Genomic DNA, 20,642 nt, shown 5'->3' on the forward strand with positions numbered 1-20,642 from the left:
GTCCTATAACTTCTGATGGAGGGGGAACTCCTCCTTCCGTTATATCTATATAGATTTATTAGATTGGACTTTGTAACTGTTAACCAGTAGTCGTTCTTGACTACACCATTATTATACTAGGAGGAAACACCATGGCTTACCAGATTTTTGAAATGTCGGATGGACAGAGAGTGGCGCTGTATGCCCAGGGCAACTCCGTATTATACTGCCTGCTGCCCTTTGCAAGGGGGATGCTGCCAATAGAGGTAAAGAGAGATTATCTGGCGCATTTTGAGGCGCGGGTTTTTCGGGATACGGTGTGTTATGTGTATGAAAACCTGGAGCATACGATTATACTGGATACGCTGGGTAACGGCCCTGCGCGGATCATTCTTACGGACGGACCGCTTGGGTACGGATTCTGCAATCTGCATCTGGTAGTCAGGGACGGGGATTTGTATCTGTTCTACCAGGCCTTTTCCGGACGGGAAAAGGGGTATGGACTTTACGTATGCATGCCGTATCAGGAGAACTGCCGGGGAGTGGTCTTTGAAAAGGAAAGCCCTGTCGGGGACGGCGCCAGAAAGAGCGCCGGACAGGATGAGAACCAGGAGCAGAAGGGCAGGAGAAATGATCTGGCAGGGAAGAATGATCTTGTGGGAAAAAATGCGCTGGGATTTCATGTGACGGCAACGGATGCGGGGACAGTGATTACCTGTGTGGACAAAATCAGCGGAGAGGTCCGGGTTTTTGAATGGAAGAGCGGGCTTATTTTTGAAGAAAGACGGCAGGTGGGAGAGGAAGAGCACGGACGGAGGCTGAACAGTCTTCAGGCGGCCTGGCAGGAGGAAAAGGAAGGCTGGGAGCTTCAGAAAGAAGAAATACAGGCGGTGGCCTTGGCAAAAATGGGAGAACTTCAGCAGGAACGGGAAGAGCGCCTGATCCAGTGCCGGAAGGAATACGAAGGAAAGGTAAACCGCCTGCGGGGAGAATACGAGGAAAAGCTGGCCAAATGCAGGGAAGGCTACGAAAAACAGCTCCTGCAGGCAAAACGCCAGTATGACGAACTGGCGCAGACAGCAATCCGGCTGCAGCAGATTGGCCGGAAGTGGAGGGATAAGTATTTTGAAAAGGATGATGAATAGTGTTCTTTCAAAACGGCAAAGGTGACTGACGGTTATCTTATCTGGAAACATATGCGGAAGGCGTTGTTCCATAGTATTTCTTAAAGACTGCTATGAAGTGCTTGGAACTGACGAAGCCGGTGTGCTCAGCAATTTTGTATATCTTTTCTCCTGGATTTTCTTTCAGAAGCCGGGCCGCCTGTTCCATTCGAATGCGAAGCAGATAGCGGGAATAGGGCTCCCCCATATATTTATGGAAGATATCACTCAGATAGCAGCTGTTGACGCCGATTTCTTCTGCTATCTGTGAAAGACTTATCTGCTCCTGATAATGGGACAGGATGTATTTACGGGCATTTTCCGCTATCTGCTGGGACTCGGAAATACGGGCTGGCTTATCAGGGGAAAGTAATGCACAGATGGCTCCATGAAGTGCATCTGTAAGGAGGGGCTCGGTAAAATTTCCGGTAGGCAGCAGTCTGTCAAATGCGGTAAAAAGTGCTTCGTAGGCTGCTTTTTTGTAATGGAGCTTGATGTGGGATCTGCTGCAGATATAGTGGAGTAAATAAGTTCCATACTGAAGAAGTGCGGCCGCACTTGGAGCATCCCGGAAAAAAGCAGTGTAGAGCGGAAAATCGACCATCAGCTTTTCTCGGCTGGAGGAGAGATAATCTTGATAAAGAATGGCGCAGGTTTCCTGAATCTGAAGGATAATTTCTTTGTTTTCCAGGTATTGTTCCTGAGAAAAAGGAGGCTTTTTATTTAAAAGCGAAAGTGCGGCAGCAGCATAAGCAGTTTTGGCAGAGTAGGAAAACTCGGACAGGTCGGAAGAAATCTGACCACAGGAAGCCAGCAGCCTTGGAAAGTGGAATGCAGTTGCCGCATTGGTGAGTTCCTGGAAAACATGGGAAGCAAGCTTATGCAGATGGGCTTCATCAGATGCTGCCAGAAGCAGGTAGATATCACCGTCATTGCTTTTTGCGGAAAGCAGGTGCCTGGGACGGCAGTAATCCTGGCAGAGTTTCCACAGCTTCAGCTGCCAGGCGGTCATATCCGGTGCGGTATTTCCTGATAACAGCAGATCTGGACCATCAGGATAAATGAGCATAATACAGAAAAGCTGCCCTTCAGAAAAAAGGCCGTGTTCCATGAGCTTGACATAAAGGGAATACATTTGTCCGGGATCCTCCTCAAGGACAGCAGAAAGGAACAGACTGCCCAGTTCCTCTGGGTTTATGTTTTCCGGAAAAACAGTGAGAGAAGCATTGTGGCGGCTGTCTGCGGCAAGCTGTTCTTTTACATTCATAAGAACATCGGCCAGTGCATTATCATTCAGCGGTTTCAGTAGATAATCGGTAACATGATATTTCAGCGCACTTCTGGCATATTCAAATTCATTATAACCGGACAGGATAATTATCTTGATATGAGGAAAGGCTTCCGAAATATATTTGGCCAGACCGATTCCGTCCATTTCCGGCATGCGGATATCAGTAATTACAAGATCAAAATTCTGTTTTTGCAGCAATTCCATGGCCTCTCTGCCGTCGCAGGCAACGCCGGTGACGGCAAAGTATGGGCAGATAGCCGCCGTATTATTGGCGAGATAGGTTCTCATCAGCGGTTCATCATCTACAATTAGTGTTCTGTACATATGATACCTTCTTCCCTGGAAATATTTTGCGGTATGGTAAGTGTTATTGTTGTTCCTTCCGATCCAGAAACAATATGCAGTCCTGAGGACGCACCAAAGTGCAGACGGAGCCGTCTGTGAACGTTGATAAGGCCGATACTGCTTGTCAGCGCATCCTGCGTTTCTTCCCGCGTAAGGCTTTCGGTGATTTTAAGCAGGGTTTCTTCTGGGATTCCGGGACCGTTATCCAAAACCTGTATGCTAAGATTGTTTCCATCCCATTCAGAGGTAACCAGGATGGAAACAGGAGCGCTGCTGGTCTCACAGCAGTGCTTGATGGTATTCTCCACCAATGGCTGCAGGGAAAGTGCCGGTATAGAGACATTTTCCGTGTTTTGTCCGATGGAAAGATTATAGGACAATCGATCTCCATAACGTATTTTCTGCAGGTTTAGGTAGGAAGAGACGATGGACAGTTCCTCCCTGAAGGAAATTTCCTTGTCTGCATTCATGATACCTCGTAGAAAACAGGACAAATTCTCAATGCAAAGAATGGCGTCTTTAGATTCGCCGCATTTGATGAGCAGACTGATAGTATTCAGCGTGTTATACAGAAAATGCGGTTTTATTTGGCTGCATAGAGCATCATACTGGGATACCTTGTGAAGATACTGAACTTCATATACCTGTTTCATAAGCAACGAATTCCGGTGAATTACGTCCTTGAGGCTGCTGGTCATGGTGTTGAAGGCGCTTGCAAGATAACCGATTTCATCATCCTGTTCCAACGGAACCTGTACGTCCAGATTGCCGGTCTGCACTATTTCCATGGTGCGTATGATGTGATACAGGGGATGAAGAAAACGCTGTATAAACAGGATAAAAATAACAATAGACGCTACGATGCAGATAAAGGCAAGAAATACTGTGCGGCTTAAATTCCCCCGGGCCTTGCTGGTCAGGCTCCGATAGGAGTGGAGCGCAATAATTTTGAGTTCTGATTCCTGCAGAGTAGTTACATTTCCAATATATTTCTCCCCGTTAATGCGGCAGGAAAAATCCCCGTTGTCCGTGGGAAGCGTCAATTTTTCCCATAATCCGCTTTCTGGCAGATCATTTTTTTCATAAACCATTTCTTCATTTTTATTAATCACAAACAACGCGCCGTCGTTTTCAAATTCAACCTTGTCACAAATAGACTTGATACCGGTATAATCTGCATCCACCTTGATTACACCCAATATGATGTCATTGTTATCTTTACTTCGGAGTCTCCGGGCTACAGAAAAAATCTGTGTGGGTTTTTCACCGAAGGCTTTTTCCGCATGAACGGGGATAAATACGGGGACGTTGGCTTTCAGAGCTTCCATGTACCAAAAGGAATTCTTGTAGACATTATAATCCTCCATCTGATAGGGCGTGCGTGTATAGGAGTAAATATCTGCTTCCGTCAGAATATAAACGCGGAGTATTTCATCACGAGGCAGGGTCATGACAGAAGCAAGAAAGGACTCAATGGTTCTTTTCTTATTAAGTGCTTCTTCCGGGGAGGCGGGAATAAAGGCGATTTTATTCATTATTTCGTCGTTATAATAAGGGGATAACGTAAGACGAAACAGTTCATCGATATAGTTGTCGATATTGGAGCCCGTTTGTTCGATAATCTGCTGTGTCTGGTTAATCGTCAGTCTGGTGAGCTGCCGGGAATGCCACAGATAATTAAAAAAGGATACACACAGAACCAGACTGATATTAAAAAGCGAAATCATCAGAACAAGCTTTGCCTTAAAATTCAAATGTATTTTTTCCATGGTTTCTTTATTCATAGGCTGTCTCCGTTTTCTTGGATAAATATGATACACTCATTATAGTAAAACCGGAAAAGGGAAACAAGGCTTTTGAAAAAGTGCTAAAAAACAGGAACCATTTTCCAAAAACCAAGGTATTTTAAACAAAAAATCCCTGTGTTATGCTGATAGCACAAAGGAGGTAGCACTTATGAAAAAGAAAAAATGGTTGGCAATAATGATGGCTCTTACTATGACGGCAGGTTGTCTTTCAGGATGCGGCGGAGCGGAAGAAGGACAGCAGGAAGTGTCAGGCGGTGTAGACGAAACAGCAGCACGGAAAGAGGAAGCTTATGCAGAACAGACGTCTGGGGAAAAGGTACGAATTAAGCTTTTTACCGGGAAAATTGAAACCATCGATGTTATGGATGAAATCATTGCCGATTTCAACGCCTCTCAGGACAGGATTGAGGTGGAGCAGGAGTATCAAAAGGATGCCAGTAATATTATCAAGATTAAATTTGCGTCAGGAGAGGTACCTGACATTATGACAACCTATGAACAGGGGTTTGTAGACGAAGGAAAATATCTAGATCTTTCCGGACAATCGGAGTGGTGGGAGCGGCTTTCCCCATCAATGAAGGAGGCCTGTACGGATGTAAAATCCGGAAACCAGTATCGTGTATGTACGAATATGACAATGGCCGGCTTTTTCTATAACAAGGAAATGTTGGATGAATTGGGACTGGAGGTGCCACAGCAGTGGGATGATTTCATGAAGATGCTGGAGACAGTAAAAAAGGAAAAACCGGAGGTGACGCCCTGGTTTATTTTCGGCAGCGAGGCATGGCATCTGGGTCATTTGATTGAATTTATTCCCCATGGCTATGTGAAAGCAACGCTTGGAACCATAGATGCCAAGAAGGCCATGTTGGATGATGACCAGGCAAGGCTGCGTTTCGGCGAGCCCGATGGCCCGATGGCGGTTTTCGCTTCCAGGATGCTGGAACTGCAGGAAAAAGGTTTGATTAATGAGGATGTCCTGACTGCTACAAGTGATAATTGTATACAGGATTTCGTTAATGGAAAAGCGGCCATGTTCAGCAATGGTATGTGGGTGATTTCCAGCCTGCTGGAGGCGAACCCGGATATGGCGGACAAAATAGGCTTTGCCCCATACCCCGCCTATATGCCGGATTCCAAACCGGTAGTCCTCAGCGCAGAAGATTCAGGATACTCTATTTCCTCAACAACGGAACATAAAGAGGAAGCGATAGAATTTTTAAATTTTCTGTTTCAGCCAGAGAATCAGAAGAAATATAGCGAAGCTGCAAAAGCCCCCAGCGCCTTTACGGATGTTGATGCAGACTGGGCGCCGGAAACTATTGTAAAAGAGGTTTCGGAAGCCGTTGGCAGCGCTGTCAATATCGGCTATACCAACGAAAAACCGGCCGGATTTTCAGGAGATGATGCCGGAAGAATGCTGCAGGAGCTGTTTGCAGGACAATTCTCAGCGGAAGAATTTGCAAAAGCTTATGAGCAGGCCTGGAACGATGGGATGAATACAGGAAACTGATAAATGATTGTAGATGGGGAGGTACCCTGGTAATACTTGGGGTACCTTTTCTTTTGGAAATGGCATGCTGTATGGATAGTATGTCGGAAAGGCAAGGAGGGCAATATGAACAGAAAGAGGAAAAATATCGGGGGGCATATATTTATGGCAGTGCCTGCATTTCTCCTTTTTACAGTATTTTTTCTGTATCCGCTCGTAAAAGGACTGGGAATGAGCCTGACAAATTGGGATGGCATCGGACAGGCAAAATTTATAGGACTGCAAAATTTCCGCTCCTTTTTTTCAGATAAAAGAGCAATGTCGGATATTAGAACCACACTTCTTTTTGCACTGGGAAGTGCACCGCTTCTGAATATCGCAGGACTTGCGTATGCCCTTTTGATGAATGGTAGTTTTCGAGGAAAATCGGCGGCCCGGATGTTTATTTATATGCCTGCCATTATAAGTCCCCTGATTATGGGATATATCTGGTATCTGCTGCTGCAGCCTGGCAGGGGCTTCCTTTTTCATCTGCTGGATAAGGTGGGAAAAGGAGAATGGTTCGGTAACTGGCTGGGAAGCTACGGTACGGCAATGTTGGTGCTGGTGCTGGTAAATGTGTGGCAATATGCAGGCATGACCATGGTCATTTATCTGGCTGGGTTGCAGTCCATACCATCGGAGCTTTACGAAGCGGGAAAAATGGATGGGGCTTCAGGCGTGGCCGCTTTTCGTTATATTACACTACCGCTTCTGGGACCTTCCATACGGATCAACATTATAACCAACATTATCGGTTCTTTGTCGGTGTTTGATGTTGTAATGTCCCTTACGGGGGGTGGACCGGGATACCAGACGGAAACATTGAGCATTTATATCATGCGGATGTGCTATGGCAGTAAGACAGGCTATTCTACAGCGGTGGCGGTAATTATGTTTTTCATTATACTGATTCCGGTTCTGGCTGCACTGAAGCTGATCGGTGAAAAGGAATAGGAGAAGTGATGATATGAAAAAGTTTAGGAATCTATGCAGATATACGGCTGTTTTGCTGATTTGCCTATTGTGCCTTACTCCCTTTCTGATTCTGCTGATATTATCACTGAATACGCCGCAGCGGAATTTTTATGAAGGGAATATGCTTTTGCCGGACTTTTACTTTGCTAATTTTGCAGTAGGCTGGGAAAAGTCAAATATTGGGAATGCCATGGTAAATTCCGGAATCATAACGGTTGGCTCCATACTTCTGATTGTGTTTCTGGGGGCAATGGCGGGATTTGCTATTGCACGGTTTCCCATCAAAATGAACCGGATTTTTTTCTCCATATTGCTCTGTTGTATGATGGTGCCGGGCATTATCAATACGGTTCCATTATATACCCTGATGATTAAGCTCCATGCGGTTAACACCCTTTGGGGAATGGCCTGTGTCTGTGCAACGCTGGCGCTGCCGCAGGCGGTGTTTGTATTCACCGGATTTATCAAAGCCCTGCCAAAAGAAGTGGAAGAGGCTGCAATCATAGACGGCTGTTCCTGGACAAAAACGTTTTGGCGCATTGATTTCCCGCTGCTGAAGCCTTCCATTTCGGCTGTGATAATCCTGAATGCATTTGGTATATGGAATAATTATTCCCAGGCCGTTTTCTTTTTGCAGGACAGCCGGAAGCACAATGTTCCACAGGCACTTTCCGTATATTTCCAGCAGTTTGCCGGAGCCAAATGGAATCTGATGGCAGCCACAGCGGTAATTGCCATTGTTCCGGTCATCGCTGCCTTTCTGCTGTTTCAGAAGAATCTGATAAAGGGACTGACAGATGGAGCACTGAAAGGCTGACAGCCATGTGCTTTCAGCCAGCCCGATTTATATGCGTGCTTCAGTGTTGGATGGGAGGAATAATGGAAAAAAGAATAAATACATATTTATATCCGGAAAAATCACAGTATATTACCGGTGAAGAAGTCTGGCTGAAGGTGGGTATCGGGAAAAAAGAAGAAAATGTAACGGTACAGCTGCGGATATTTCAGATGGAAAAGCTGGTCAGGACGGTTTCTGCAGTATGGCAGGGAAATGAAATGAGAATCAGCGCAGGCACTTTTTCGGAAAGATTTAAGGGTTTTGGAGCGGAGCTGTGGCTGCCTGAGAGAAAAAAAGGCGGGCAAAGGTTAAAATGCGCGGCTTCCACTGCTTTTGATGTAGTGGAAAGCGTCTCTGATTCCATTCGATATGGTTTCTTAAGTGATTTTGATACAAAGGATGGTGCTTCAGATGCGGATTTGGATTTCCTGTTAAGGTGCCATATCAATATGCTTCAGTTTTATGATTGGTCTTTCCGTCATGATAAGCTGGTTTCTACGGAAACAATATATGAAGATATGATGGGAAAACGGAAGGATTTTTCCGTCATTCGCGGGAAAATAAAGGGTGCTCATGAAAGAGGGATGAAGGCGATTGGTTATGGCGCAGTTTATGCGGCTTCAAAGGCCTATGCACAGGATCACCCGGAACAGGTTCTTTATACTTCCGAGGGAGAAGCCTTCCGGTTTATTGATATCTTTTATTTGATGAATATAGAGGAGAGCAATGGCTGGCATAAACATATTCTTGAAGAGTATGTATCGGCGGCAGAGCAGGCGGGTTTTGACGGAATCCATATGGATACCTATGGTTTTCCTAAGGAAGCCTTTTCTCAGAAGGGAGAAAAAATCCTGCTGCAGGAGGAATTCCCGGGATTGATAAGAGATGCGAGGATATACCTTGAGAGAAAGGGAAAAGATTGTTATCTGATTTTTAATAATGTGGGAAATTGGCCTGTGAATACGGTAGCCTGTGCGCCTCAGGATGCTGTTTACATTGAGGTATGGCCGCCTTACGAAAAATATCATCATATCAGGGAAATCATCCGGGAGGCAAAGGCCGCCTGCGGTGGGAAGAAGCAGGTAATTCTGGCTGCCTACCTGGAGCCCTTCCGCCTGGAGGAGAAGGGGGAACTGTTGGAAGGAAGGGCCGGTTATGCGGCGAGGCTGCTTACAGCAGCAGTTGTCTCGATGGGGGCCACTCATTTACTTATGGGGGAAGAAGGCTGTGCCTTGACACAGGGATATTATCCCGATTATACTCGGATGCAGGAACCTCTGAAAGAACAGATGATAAAGTATTATGATTTTCTGATCCGATATATGAATTTGTTTTATTCAGAGGATATGCAGGAGGTGTCCATGACCCACATGGGATGGGATAACTATGAATACCAGTGTCACTTCCCGTGGAGCGGCGATGGGGCAGCCGGCAGAATCTGGACAATTATTCGTCAGAGCGAAAGAGCAAAGAGCATCAGCCTGATCAATCTGTGCGGATGCAGTGATGATTATTGGAACCGGGGGAAGGAACGGCCCCAGGTACAGCGTGAACTGGAATTTACCGTACTTACAGACGGAGATGTGGAAGGAATATATCTGGCAACTCCGGATAAAGAAGCGCAGGATGCTGTGGGATTTCAGTCAGATATAACTTCATATGAAGGTATGAATAGTCTGCAATATGATTATTTTTTGACTAATAAGGGGAGATTTGTAAAGTTTACTGTGCCATGGCTTTTCGTGTGGGCGATGGTTTTTATAAGAATGAAATAATAAGAGAAAAATGAATTGATATTTGAGGAAATAACAAAGGGATTCCTCCAATAAGAACGGAAGAATCCCTCAGTATGTTCACGAAAAAACGGTCAGCCGGTGAGTCTGTTTCTGAAGCATAATCGGCTATATTTATTTATCCATGACGTATATGGGATCTATTATATATCGGTACTTTTCCCAAAACCTTTACAGTCCATACTTTCTGTACAGTCTGTTTCTGATGGCGGGATTGTCCGCAGCCTTGGAAATATCTGAATAACGGTTATCTCTTTCCAGCAGCTGTATCAGCCGGGCAAATCTGTTTTCGCCTTCTTTTATACCTTCCGTCCTGCAGTCTTCCATCCATTCTTCAAAAGCTCTGCACATATCAACACATTCTCCTTCCTTATTTTCCAGCATATATTTTCTCAGTTTTGGTGAATTGGTACGGTTGACAATTACCTCAAAGGCCTGTTCCGTCAGCCTTGAAAAAGCGGCTCTGTTATTTTCAAAAAAAATCTGCATGGCCCGTTTGTCATCCACACGCTGTAGAATTCCCATAACCTCTCTCAGTTCAGTATGGAACAATTCAATATCCATATCTTTCCTTACAGAGATTAGGCGCAGAGGATAGTCCGGAATCTGTTCTCTGAAGCGCGCCGTTTTAGATCGAAAAGCAATCATTTCGGACAGTCTGCGGGGAACCGTCCATTCCTCCTGTCCATAATATAAAACAATGGTCAGCACGGGCAGCAGCGATATGGCTTTCCCAGGCCTGAAAATTATACTGACGGATTTTTGTTCCGCCTCAAAAGCCTTAATCTGACGTTCGTATTCATCCGCGTCATAGCGCATACAACGGACAGGCATCCGATAGTCTCTGCGTTCCTGATTCTCTATCGCAAATATGGCAACTGGTTCTTCCTGATACCACAGCTTTTTCAAATCTCTGTATTTTTTTCCGGGTTTTCCCTGATTGGTGCTGGTATACTGGGCACTGTCCAACGTCAGAAGCTCTTCCGGAAGGATGACTGTTTTTCCCTGAAAGCAGCATCCGTTCAGAAGATCTGCAAAAATATGCGCGTCTCCCAGAAAAGCATTCAGGGTAATATCTTTTTTACCCATAATTATCTCCTGTAATTATAAATTTTTTAACGACAAAAATCAATTAGTATTTAGAAAAAAACAAACTTTGCCGATAGTTTTTATACCGGACGATTATTATTTGAACATTGGAATATATGGGAGAGTTCCCAAAGATTCATTCAGAAAAGCGGCTGAAACACCGCCATGAATTTATCCGCTAAATTTCGTTTCGCAAAATAATAATAGCAAAGGATTAGGAAGAAAACAAGTATTTCCTTTTGCAATACTATTATGATATGCAGGCGCGTTACTGTTCACATCCGGAATAAATGGGGGAAGACAGTAATGTGACAGTAATAACCTGGCAACAGCAAATTAGCCGGAGATGGGGGATAAATATTGCAATCCGCCACAAGCTCGTATAAACTATACGACCTCCAGGTTTATTCCAAGAACCAGCTGGCAAAATGGATCGCCGGTGAAAGCGACGTCAATGCGGATTGGGATAATTATCTGAAAGAGCTTGAAAATGTGGGCTTAAGTCATTACCTGGAAGTAAAGCAGAAGATTTTTGATCGTTACGATTCGGCAGAATAAGTAAAGGAGAGAACCATGGATACAGGAGTCGATTCCGAAGTAAAATATATCCCGGATGAGCAGAACGCTGCAGAAGCAGCTGTAAAAAGAGCGGCAGCCATAGTGCCCTCAGCCAGACAGGTAAAATGGAATTGCATGGAATTTTACGGTTTTGTACATTTTGGCTTATATACATTTGACCCGTCAAGAGAGGGGAAGGCAGGGCCTGAAATCTTCAATCCGGAAAAATTCGATCCGTATCAGTGGGTCAGGGCATTTAAGGCAGCAGGCATGAAAGGCCTGCTGCTGACCTGTAAGCATCATGAAGGCTTTTGCCTCTGGCCCAGTGAATATACGGAATTCAGTGTCAGGAACAGCCCGTGGAAGGATGGAAAAGGGGATATCGTAAAAGAGGTCTCCGAGGCCTGTCATGCGGAAGGCCTGAAGTTCGGCGTTTATCTTTCCCCATGGGATATGCATGAAAAGACATACGGCACACCGGAATATGACGTGTTTTTCAAAAACCAGCTGACGGAGCTGTGCAGTAATTACGGTGAACTGTTCTGCGTCTGGTTTGACGGCGCTTGCCGTTCAAAAGATAAACTTCAGGACTATGATTGGGATGGCTATTATGATATAATCAGACGACTGCAGCCGGAAGCCTGTATCAGTATCTGCGGCCCTGACGTGAGATGGATATCGGAAGCCGGGAATTCATTCAGCAATATGATGAACTGATATGGTATCCCGCAGAGGTGGATGTATCCATACGCCCCAGCTGGGGCTATATGAAAGGCGAAGCGGAAAAGCTTCATTCGCTTGATACATTGATTAATATGTATGAAAAAGCAGTGGGCGGCAATGCCAATCTGCTCCTGAATGTTCCTCCAACACAGAGGGACTGTTTGATGAAGCGGACGTGGCGCGCCTTACGGAAATGGGAAATGAAATCAAACGCATCTTCAGTAAATCCCAGCTTGCAAACGCATCAGCGGCAGACGGAAAGGGAAGGGATGCCGGCGCGGTACTAAATAAGGACAGGGGCAGTTTTATGAAGCCGCTTCCGAAGAACTTCCTGCGATTGAAATTCATCTGACAGGGGAAAAAGAAATAAATCTGGTGACCATTAAGGAGACCATAGAGCTTGGACAGCATATTGAGGAATTTTGCCTGGAGATTCCGGCAGCAGGGGGATTTCAGGAAATTTACAGGGCGGCCACAGTGGGTTATCAGAGAATATGTCGTTTCCCCACGGTACATACGCAGGTTCTGAGGTTCAGAGTGCTTAAAACAAGAGGAAAGACTTCATTGACTGAAATTGGAATCTATTATGATGACAAACACAGGAACCTTTGAAATCAGGGACAAATTTTATCTGAACGGAAAACCGTTCCAGATTATTTCGGGAGGAATCCATTATTTCAGGGTCCTTCCCGAATACTGGGAGGACAGGCTGCGGAAGCTCAAGGAGATGGGCTGCAATACCGTGGAAACCTACATCCCCTGGAACATGCATGAGCCTGAAAAGGGCAGGTTTGATTTTTATGGGGAAAAGGTACACGGCATGCTGGACATAGTGTCTTTCATCCGGAAGGCACAGCAGCTGGGGCTGTGGGTGATTCTGCGCCCCTCGCCCTATATCTGCGCGGAGTGGGACTTCGGAGGCCTGCCCGCCTGGCTGCTGGCGCAGGGGGATATGGCCTTAAGAACCAGCGATGAAAGATTTCTCTGCCATGTGAGAGCCTATTATGACAGGCTGATGCCTTTGCTGGCGCCGCTCCAGATTGATCACGGCGGCCCCGTCATCATGCTTCAGGTGGAAAATGAATATGGCTCCTTCGGCAATGATAAGAAATATCTGGAAAGCCTGCGGGATATGATGCGCGGACAGGGAATTACGGTGCCTCTTTTTGCATCCGACGGGCCGGGGCATAACATGCTTTCCAATACCAGGATTGATGGTGTGTTTCCTACCGCGAATTTCGGCTCAGGCACGAAAAGGGCTTTTTCCATTCTGGAGGAATATACGGACGGCGGTCCCTGTATGTGTACGGAATTCTGGATAGGCTGGTTCGATGCCTGGCGCGATGAGAAGCACCATAAGGGCAATATGGAAATTGCCGCAAAGGAGCTGGAGGAGCTTCTGGAGCTGGGAAATGTGAACTTTTACATGTTTGAGGGCGGCACTAACTTCGGCTTTATGAATGGATCTAATTACGGAGATCATCTGACGGCGGATGTGACTTCCTATGATTATGACGCCCTGCTTACCGAGGACGGACAGATTACGGAGAAATACAGACGTTTCCAGGAGATCATTAGCAGGCATCGTGGAAAAGGGGCGGAGCCGGATGAAAGTATTGCCGGCAGCAAATTATCCGGAGAAGATGGGGAAGAAAAGAATTTCCGGGAAAGAACTGCCTATGGCACATGCAATGTTTCGCAGAAGGTAGATTTGTTCCATGCGCTGGACTGCCTGGCGGAGCCTGTAGGGACACTCAGTCCCATGTCCATGGAACGGCTGGGACAGAGCTACGGTTATACCCTGTATTCCTCGGTTCTGCATACGGAGAGACAGCTGCACAGCATCAGGCTTTATCAGGCGGCGGATCGGGCCATTTGCTTTGCCGATGGAAAAAGGATTCTCACTGCAATGGACAGGGAGCTTCTGGAACGCCATGAGGTGGAGCTGACAGTATCGCAGGATATCCGGCTGGATATTCTCATGGAAAACATGGGAAGGGTCAATTATGGGCCTATGATAAACTGGCAGAGGAAGGGAATCGACGGCTGTGTAATGATAAACGACTGTTTCGCCCAGCATGGCTGGCAGCAGTACTGCCTTCCCATGGATAACCTGGAGAAGCTGGATTTTACCAGAGGCTATGATGAGGGAATGCCTGCGTTTTACCGGTTTGCCTTTACGGTAGAGGCGCCTGGAGATACCTTCCTGGACTGCAGCGGCTGGGGAAAGGGCTGTGTCTTTGTAAATGGCTTCCATCTGGGAAGGTTCTGGGAGGCAGGCCCGCAGAAAAGGCTGTATCTGCCGGGAGCGCTTCTGAAAAAAGGGGAGAACGAAATCATTCTTTTTGAATCGGAAGGAAAATGCGCAGACAGTATTTCCCTGCTGGCGGAACCGGATTTGGGGTAATATAGTATTTATTGTAACTGTGAAGACGCTGTCCAGTCACTGTTTATTTTTGTAAGGAAAAGAGAGAGGGACCCTTCCAATGAATGGAAGAGTCCCTCTGTTTCTGCGGGCGGTATAGCAGTCCGTTTTCACACGCTGCTATAGCCCGTACTTTTTATATAATCTGTTCCCGCTTCCAAAATATCTGCAATGCGGCCTTCATTTTCCAACAGCTGAATCAGGCGGGCAAGCCTGGCTTTCCCTGATTGGTGCGGGTATACCGGGCGTTGTCCAGAGGCAGAAGTTCTTCCGGCCGGATGGGCGTATTTCCCTGAAAGCAGAAGCCGTTCATGAGAGCAGTATCAGAATGGCAAAGGATAATAAGGATTATAAGTATTTTCCGTAATGGTTCAAAAAAAACCATATTTACGAAAAAAACCAACAAGATACGGAAGAAATAAGATGATATAGTAAATAATAGATAAAACATGATATAATGTCAACGTAGACGACATTATATCTATAAATCCTGGTTTCTGCGCCCGCCGCAGCCATCCGGTCCGTTGTACGCAGGAATAAATAACCTATCACCTAAAAAGGGGAGGAAAGAGAATGAACGAAGTATTGGAACAAATCAGCAGAATCGGTATTGTCCCGGTTGTGAAAATTGACAGAGTGGAGGATGCGGTGCCGCTTGCAGCAGCGCTTTGCAACGGCGGTCTTCCCTGTGCGGAGGTGACCTTCCGTACGGAAGCTGCAGCAGGAGCGATTGCCGCCATCAGAAAGGCGTTCCCGGAAATGCTGCTGGGCGCAGGTACCGTGCTGACCACAAAACAGGTAGATGAAGCCATGGATGCAGGAGCAACCTTTATTGTCAGCCCCGGGCTGAATCCCGAAGTGGTAAAATACTGTGTAGATAATAAAATTCCCGTCACCCCCGGCTGTTCGAATCCCAGCGATATTGAAATCGCCATTTCCCTGGGGCTTGATGTTGTGAAGTTTTTCCCGGCAGAGGCGGCAGGCGGCCTAGCCATGATCAAAGCGATGTCCGCTCCTTATGTAAATATGAAATTTATGCCTACCGGCGGAATCAGCGCCAAGAACCTGAATGAATATCTTGGTTTTAATAAAATTATTGCCTGCGGCGGAAGCTGGATGGTGAAGAGCGAGCTGATCAATGCGGGTGAATTTGATAAAATTGAAGCGCTTACAAGAGAAGCGGTACAGCTGATGCTTGGCTTTGAACTGGCGCATGTGGGAATTAATGAGACGGATGAAGATGCTGCCGACAAAACAGCGGGACGTTTTGAAGCTATTTTCGGATTTGCGAAGAAAACCGGCGCCAGCTCCGTATTTGCAGGAACTGCAGTAGAAGTGATGAAGACACCCGGGCTGGGCGCTAAGGGACATATCGGCATCAGGACCAACTTTATCAACAGAGCGGTTAATTATCTCGAATACCAGGGTGTTGAATTTGATCAGTCCAGCGCAAAATATGATGACAAGGGCAGCCTCAAGGCAATTTATCTGAAGGAAGAAGTCGGCGGTTTTGCGGTTCATCTGGTACAGAAATAATAGAAACGGATAAAGGAAAGGTGAGGAAAATTATGAGTAAAGTAGTTACATTCGGGGAAATCATGCTGAGACTTGCACCGGAAGGCTATTACCGCTTCGTACAGGCGGATACTTATGGCGCAACCTATGGCGGAGGGGAAGCGAACGTTTCCGTATCTCTGGCGAATTTTGGTTTGGATTCCAAATTTGTGACCAAACTGCCGAAGCATGAAATCGGACAGGCAGGGGTGAATTCCCTGAGAAAATTCGGCGTGGATACCTCCGATATTGTAAGAGGCGGCAGCCGTGTGGGTATTTATTTCCTGGAAAAAGGCGCAAGCCAGCGTCCTTCCAAGGTTATTTACGACCGTGCCGGATCTTCCATTGCGGAAGCGGTAAAAGAGGATTTTGACTGGGATAAGATTTTTGAAGGCGCAGACTGGTTCCATTTTACCGGGATTACTCCCGCGCTGGGCGACAATGTGGCGGAAATCTGTCTGGAAGCCGTAAAGAAAGCGAAGGAAAAGGGAATCACCGTAAGCTGCGACCTGAATTACAGAAATAAACTGTGGAGCAAGGAAAAAGCTGGACAGGTTATGGGAGAACTCTGCAAATATGTGGATGTCTGCATTGCCAACGAAGAGGATGCGGGAGATGTATTCGGCATCAAAGCGGCAAATACCGATGTAACCAGCGGACAGGTAAATCACGAGGGCTACAAGGATGTGGCAAAGCAGCTGGCTGACAGATTCGGCTTTAAGAAGGTGGCAATCACCTTAAGGACGTCCATTTCCGCAAATGACAACAAATGGGCTGCCATGCTGTATGACGGAACGGATTTTTATTTCAGCAAAAATTATCTGATGCACATCGTTGACCGTGTAGGCGGCGGGGATTCCTTCGGCGCAGGGCTGATTTACAGCTGCCTGCAGAATATGGAGCCTCAGCAGATCATTGAGTTTGCCGTTGCTGCCAGCTGCCTGAAGCACAGCATCGAAGGTGACTTCAATATGGTAACCGTGGATGAGGTTTCCAAGCTTGCAGGCGGAGATGCCTCGGGAAGAGTACAGCGCTGATGCTGTGATGTTTGCCTGATTTTTGAATATATATATATGTATATATGGCTGAATACCTGACATCTGTTACTTAACGGATGTGGCTGCGGTATAAAGCTGATGGCCGTTTTTGCGGTTTGTATGCGCCCTCCGGACAGAGGGCGCATTTTTTTGCGTTAAAATGTTGCAGAAGGCTTTGCCATGAGTCCCTTTGCCGGCGGTGCTGTTCCGCCGGTATATTCTATCCTTTTCCAGAAACGATCCGGCCTTCCAGGAGCAGGAGGCGGCATAAGCGATAAGTTTTGTCCAGGGAATCTGTGGGGACAAGTGCCTTTGTATGTGTTATGGTAATATCATTTTTATCCAACTGGAAAAAATAATGTTAAGAGGAAAAAAGGGATTGACAACTATATCTGTAAATGATATAGTTACAGTACAAAGTGTATAACAAATAATTACAGTTACAAATGAAAATAAAATATGGGCGCAATAACGCAGAAGGGGGTAATGTATTGAACAGTGATTTTTGTGTGGCCGTGCATGGCCTGGTATTTCTGAAGCATAAGGGATGCACAATTTCCAGTGAAGAGCTGGCGGAAAATATCTGTACCAATCCGGCCCGCGTAAGAAAAGTAATGGCAAAGCTGAAGAAGGTGGGCCTGGTGCAGACAAAGGAAGGAAAGGTGGGCGGTTATACCTCTGTGGAGCAGGCGGAAGATATTACGCTGTACCGGGTTGCCGAAGCATTGGATATCCGGTTTGTGGAAGCTTCCTGGCGCAGCGGGGACAGTGATATGAACTGTATGATTGCTTCGGGCATGGCGGATGTGATGGATGAAATCTACCTGAACTTAAATGACATGTGCCTGGAGAAGCTGAAAACGATTACGATAGGCGAGATAGAACGGAAACTGATAGAAATACGGGCGCAAAAACAGGCGAAAGCAGCAGTGGGATAATTCTTCTGCCCGCAGATAAATTTCATTTTTGCTTCACAAAACAAGGAGAATTCAAATGAAGTAATATGGCAATATAATTATAGGTTTCGGAAAAGGCGGAAAGACCCTGGCAGGCGCTCTTGCTTCTAAAGGGGAAAAGACAGCGCTGATAGAGCGCTCCGATAAGATGTATGGCGGTGAAAACAACGCCAGAATGTCAGCGGCGGAGGGCGGGAGCTTTCAGGAAAAGGCAGACCGCTACCGTAAGGTAATTGAGGAAAAAAGGCAGCTGACAGCTGAACTTAGTCAGAAAAATTATAATAAAGCCGTTGGGGCCGGGGTAGAAGTGCTTACCGGATCGGCAGCTTTTCTGGATGACCACAGAATTCTGGTTACATATCCGGAAGGAAATACGGAAGAGCTGTACGGAAAGAGAATATTTATTAATACCGGGGGAACGCCCTTTGTACCTCCCATTACAGGGCTGAAGGAAAGCCGCTATGCCTATACAAGCGAGGGCATGATGGAACTGGAGACACTTCCGGAGAAACTGCTTATTATCGGCGGCGGCTATATCGGGCTGGAATTTCCTTCCTACTATACCAATTTTGGCTCCCAGGTAACCATCGTGCAGGATGGGGAAGCCTTTATTCCCAGGGAAGATGAAGAGGTATCGGCAGCTGTCCTTGAGCATATGACGGCAGCGGGTATGCGGATTCTCAGAAAAGCAGCGGTAACTGCAGTAAGGGATGAGAACGGGAAAGCGCGCGCGTCCTGAAAGCCACAGCCGGGATGATGAAGGCTGTGATTGACGGAAAAACAGGACTGATTCTGGGGGCGCATCTGTACTGCGCGGAATCCTATGAAATAATCAACCTGTTCAAGCTTGCCATGGATGCAGGTATTCCCTACACGGTTCTGAGAGATAATATTTATACGCATCCTACCATGAGCGAGGCCCTGAACGATTTGTTCGCAGCGCTAAATTAAATCTGACTGTTCGCCAGGCCAGCACATGTAGCTGCGCAGGCAAGCGCTTTGCAATGACCATATTAAAGAGATTCAGTCCATCGCTAAAGGCGATTCAGGATGGAGGTTAGCAGTTACTGAGAAAAACTGAACAGTTACATTAAAATATATAAAAGAAAGCTAAGGAGATGATTATGGGTTTTTCAGTTGAAAACGGAGTTCCGGTAATTACAGTGTTTATTCAGGGTATTTTAAGCTTTTTCTCACCCTGCGTCCTGCCCCTTGTTCCTCTGTATGTCAGCTATCTGGCAGGCGGGACCAAGACAGTGGACGAAAATGGAATTGTACATTATCCACGGAAAAAGGTGTTGATAAATACGCTGTTTTTCGTATTGGGTATCAGTTTTACCTTTTTCCTGCTGGGCTTCGGCTTCTCGGCGATGGGGCGTTTCTTTACCAACAACCGGGTGTGGTTCGCACGGATCAGCGGAATTATCATGATTATGTTCGGTCTTTACCAGCTGGGAGTGTTCGGACGATCCGAAACCATTGAAAGAGAGCACCGCCTGCCCTTCCGGCTGGATCGGTTTTCCATGAATCCGCTGGTGGCGCTGCTGCTTGGCTTCACCTTCAGCTTCGCCTGGACACCCTGCGTAGGTCCTACGCTGGGAAGCGTGCTGTTGATGGCCTCCTCTTCCTCCTCTTCGGCAAAGGGATTCCTGTTGGTTGGCGTATACACACTGGGCTTTGTCATTCCTTTCCTGGCAGTGGGAATCTTTACCGGCTCCGTGCTTGATTTCTTTAAGAAAAAGAGAAATGTGGTAAAATATACAGTAAAGGTCGGCGCGGCGCTGCTGATCCTGATGGGTGTTATGACTCTTACCGGATTTATGAACGGCATTACCAGCTACCTTTCCAAAGCGCAGCTTGGGGATGCGCCGGGGCAGTCCCAGATAACGGAAACGGAGAATGCGGCTGAAACCGTGCCGGAGAACGTTCCGGAAACCGCATCGAATACCCCTTCGCAGTCCGGACAGGCATCGTCAGAAAGCGACTCTTCAGGCACAGCCGCTCAGGAGAGCACACAGGCTGAGGAGAAAAAGACGCCTGCGCCTGATTTCACACTGGTGGATCAGTATGGTGAAACCCATACGCTTTCGGATTATAAAGGGAAAACGGTATTTTTGAACTTCTGGGCTACCTGGTGCCCTCCCTGTAAGGGAGAAATGCCCGACATCCAGGCGTTATATGAAAAATACGGGGAAAACAGCGAAGATCTGGTAGTGCTCGGCATTGCCAATCCGAAGTCGGATGAATATCCCTACAATCAGGACGGGACTCAGGAGGAAGTGGAAAAATTTCTGAGTGACAGCGGCTACAGCTTTCCTGTAGTCATGGATATCACCGGCGAAATATTTTCCGCCTACGGCATCCGTTCCTTCCCCACCACCTTCATGATTGATAAGGACGGCAATGTATTCGGATATGCGCAGGGAGCGCTAAGCCCTGATATGATGGAGAGCATTGTTTCCCAGACAATGACAGGGAAGCGTGTGCAGTAAGAAAAAGGGAACAATAATACAGGAATAAATGGAAAATAAAAACTAGTTCAGCCATGTGAAAAAATGGCTGAGCTGGTTTTTT

Annotated in this window: 17 protein-coding genes and 1 pseudogene; 15 read left to right on the plus strand and 3 right to left on the minus strand. The window is 46.6% G+C overall.

Translation table 11 applies throughout. The features are described 5' to 3' along the window. The first annotated feature begins 131 nt into the window (after positions 1-131). Positions 132-1,124 carry a hypothetical protein gene (locus tag FYJ45_RS15790; protein ID WP_154465652.1) on the plus strand — a complete coding sequence of 331 codons (993 nt, stop codon included), beginning with the start codon at positions 132-134 and terminating at the stop codon, positions 1,122-1,124. 37 nt (positions 1,125-1,161) lie between these two features. On the opposite strand, the gene FYJ45_RS15795 is transcribed toward FYJ45_RS15790, so the two are convergent. Continuing rightward, positions 1,162-2,757, minus strand: coding sequence for a response regulator transcription factor (locus FYJ45_RS15795; RefSeq protein WP_154465654.1), 1,596 nt, complete (start codon positions 2,755-2,757; stop codon positions 1,162-1,164). Continuing rightward, positions 2,742-4,562: a cache domain-containing sensor histidine kinase gene (locus tag FYJ45_RS15800; RefSeq protein ID WP_154465656.1), complete on the minus strand. Its 1,821-nt coding sequence runs from the start codon at positions 4,560-4,562 to the stop codon at positions 2,742-2,744. Before FYJ45_RS15800 ends, FYJ45_RS15795 begins: the two co-directional genes overlap by 16 nt. Before the next feature lie 172 nt (positions 4,563-4,734). Between FYJ45_RS15800 and FYJ45_RS15805 the strand changes: the two genes are divergently transcribed. The 4 genes from FYJ45_RS15805 to FYJ45_RS15820 all read left to right on the plus strand — a co-directional run bounded on the left by FYJ45_RS15805 (position 4,735) and on the right by FYJ45_RS15820 (position 9,708). Then, on the plus strand, positions 4,735-6,099 hold the full coding sequence (locus FYJ45_RS15805; RefSeq protein WP_154465658.1) for an ABC transporter substrate-binding protein: 1,365 nt from the start codon (positions 4,735-4,737) through the stop codon (positions 6,097-6,099). A 105-nt stretch (positions 6,100-6,204) separates the two neighbouring features. Further along, complete coding sequence (locus tag FYJ45_RS15810; RefSeq protein WP_154465660.1) at positions 6,205-7,074, plus strand: carbohydrate ABC transporter permease; 870 nt, start codon at positions 6,205-6,207, stop codon at positions 7,072-7,074. 13 nt (positions 7,075-7,087) lie between these two features. Further along, on the plus strand, positions 7,088-7,912 hold the full coding sequence (locus tag FYJ45_RS15815) for a carbohydrate ABC transporter permease (protein ID WP_154465662.1): 825 nt from the start codon (positions 7,088-7,090) through the stop codon (positions 7,910-7,912). Positions 7,913-7,974: 62 nt separating this feature from the next. Then, positions 7,975-9,708, plus strand: a complete 1,734-nt coding sequence (locus FYJ45_RS15820) for a glycoside hydrolase family 66 protein (protein ID WP_195841835.1) — start codon at positions 7,975-7,977, stop codon at positions 9,706-9,708. Positions 9,709-9,897: 189 nt separating this feature from the next. Here the strand turns inward: FYJ45_RS15820 and FYJ45_RS15825 are convergent, their stop codons facing one another. Further along, positions 9,898-10,815, minus strand: coding sequence for an Rpn family recombination-promoting nuclease/putative transposase (locus FYJ45_RS15825; protein WP_154465666.1), 918 nt, complete (start codon positions 10,813-10,815; stop codon positions 9,898-9,900). 360 nt (positions 10,816-11,175) lie between these two features. Here FYJ45_RS15825 and FYJ45_RS15830 point away from each other — a divergent pair, with 360 nt between their 5' ends. From FYJ45_RS15830 to FYJ45_RS15870, 10 genes and pseudogenes are all read left to right on the plus strand, one after another. Beyond that, a complete protein-coding gene (locus FYJ45_RS15830) occupies positions 11,176-11,373 on the plus strand; it encodes a hypothetical protein (RefSeq protein ID WP_154465668.1) in 198 nt (65 codons plus the stop codon). A 15-nt stretch (positions 11,374-11,388) separates the two neighbouring features. Then, entirely contained in the window at positions 11,389-12,090 is a 702-nt protein-coding gene (locus FYJ45_RS30760; protein ID WP_207708429.1) for an alpha-L-fucosidase, read from the plus strand. Next, positions 12,045-12,383, plus strand: a complete 339-nt coding sequence (locus tag FYJ45_RS33195) for an alpha-L-fucosidase (RefSeq protein ID WP_207708430.1) — start codon at positions 12,045-12,047, stop codon at positions 12,381-12,383. Before FYJ45_RS30760 ends, FYJ45_RS33195 begins: the two co-directional genes overlap by 46 nt. A gap of 88 nt (positions 12,384-12,471) precedes the next feature. Continuing rightward, positions 12,472-12,708 carry an alpha-L-fucosidase gene (locus tag FYJ45_RS15840; RefSeq protein WP_154465670.1) on the plus strand — a complete coding sequence of 79 codons (237 nt, stop codon included), beginning with the start codon at positions 12,472-12,474 and terminating at the stop codon, positions 12,706-12,708. Further along, entirely contained in the window at positions 12,683-14,503 is a 1,821-nt protein-coding gene (locus FYJ45_RS15845; protein ID WP_154465672.1) for a glycoside hydrolase family 35 protein, read from the plus strand. Before FYJ45_RS15840 ends, FYJ45_RS15845 begins: the two co-directional genes overlap by 26 nt. A gap of 591 nt (positions 14,504-15,094) precedes the next feature. Next, the gene (locus FYJ45_RS15850) at positions 15,095-16,057 is read left to right on the plus strand and encodes a bifunctional 4-hydroxy-2-oxoglutarate aldolase/2-dehydro-3-deoxy-phosphogluconate aldolase (RefSeq protein ID WP_154465674.1); all 963 of its coding nucleotides are present in this window, start codon (positions 15,095-15,097) and stop codon (positions 16,055-16,057) included. Between the two features lie 29 nt (positions 16,058-16,086). Continuing rightward, positions 16,087-17,112: a PfkB family carbohydrate kinase gene (locus FYJ45_RS15855; RefSeq protein ID WP_180998039.1), complete on the plus strand. Its 1,026-nt coding sequence runs from the start codon at positions 16,087-16,089 to the stop codon at positions 17,110-17,112. Positions 17,113-17,603: 491 nt separating this feature from the next. Continuing rightward, positions 17,604-18,050: an RrF2 family transcriptional regulator gene (locus tag FYJ45_RS15860; protein WP_025490615.1), complete on the plus strand. Its 447-nt coding sequence runs from the start codon at positions 17,604-17,606 to the stop codon at positions 18,048-18,050. 73 nt (positions 18,051-18,123) lie between these two features. After that, positions 18,124-19,019, plus strand: a pseudogene (locus FYJ45_RS15865) (FAD-dependent oxidoreductase). 173 nt (positions 19,020-19,192) lie between these two features. After that, positions 19,193-20,560, plus strand: coding sequence for a cytochrome c biogenesis protein/redoxin (locus tag FYJ45_RS15870; protein ID WP_154465676.1), 1,368 nt, complete (start codon positions 19,193-19,195; stop codon positions 20,558-20,560). Positions 20,561-20,642: the final 82 nt, after the last annotated feature.

Source organism: Eisenbergiella porci (assembly GCF_009696275.1).
GTDB classification, from domain to species: Bacteria; Bacillota; Clostridia; order Lachnospirales; family Lachnospiraceae; genus Eisenbergiella; species Eisenbergiella porci.

Coding starts and splice junctions, on each gene's coding strand:
- FYJ45_RS15820 (WP_195841835.1), top strand. CDS start 7,975: ATGGAAAAAAGAATAAATACATATTTATATCCGGAAAAATCACAGTAT.
- FYJ45_RS33195 (WP_207708430.1), top strand. CDS start 12,045: ATGGATATCGGAAGCCGGGAATTCATTCAGCAATATGATGAACTGATA.
- FYJ45_RS30760 (WP_207708429.1), top strand. CDS start 11,389: ATGGATACAGGAGTCGATTCCGAAGTAAAATATATCCCGGATGAGCAG.
- FYJ45_RS15815 (WP_154465662.1), top strand. CDS start 7,088: ATGAAAAAGTTTAGGAATCTATGCAGATATACGGCTGTTTTGCTGATT.
- FYJ45_RS15825 (WP_154465666.1), bottom strand. CDS start 10,815: ATGGGTAAAAAAGATATTACCCTGAATGCTTTTCTGGGAGACGCGCAT.
- FYJ45_RS15790 (WP_154465652.1), top strand. CDS start 132: ATGGCTTACCAGATTTTTGAAATGTCGGATGGACAGAGAGTGGCGCTG.
- FYJ45_RS15870 (WP_154465676.1), top strand. CDS start 19,193: ATGGGTTTTTCAGTTGAAAACGGAGTTCCGGTAATTACAGTGTTTATT.
- FYJ45_RS15805 (WP_154465658.1), top strand. CDS start 4,735: ATGAAAAAGAAAAAATGGTTGGCAATAATGATGGCTCTTACTATGACG.
- FYJ45_RS15845 (WP_154465672.1), top strand. CDS start 12,683: ATGATGACAAACACAGGAACCTTTGAAATCAGGGACAAATTTTATCTG.
- FYJ45_RS15850 (WP_154465674.1), top strand. CDS start 15,095: ATGAACGAAGTATTGGAACAAATCAGCAGAATCGGTATTGTCCCGGTT.
- FYJ45_RS15800 (WP_154465656.1), bottom strand. CDS start 4,562: ATGAATAAAGAAACCATGGAAAAAATACATTTGAATTTTAAGGCAAAG.
- FYJ45_RS15810 (WP_154465660.1), top strand. CDS start 6,205: ATGAACAGAAAGAGGAAAAATATCGGGGGGCATATATTTATGGCAGTG.
- FYJ45_RS15795 (WP_154465654.1), bottom strand. CDS start 2,757: ATGTACAGAACACTAATTGTAGATGATGAACCGCTGATGAGAACCTAT.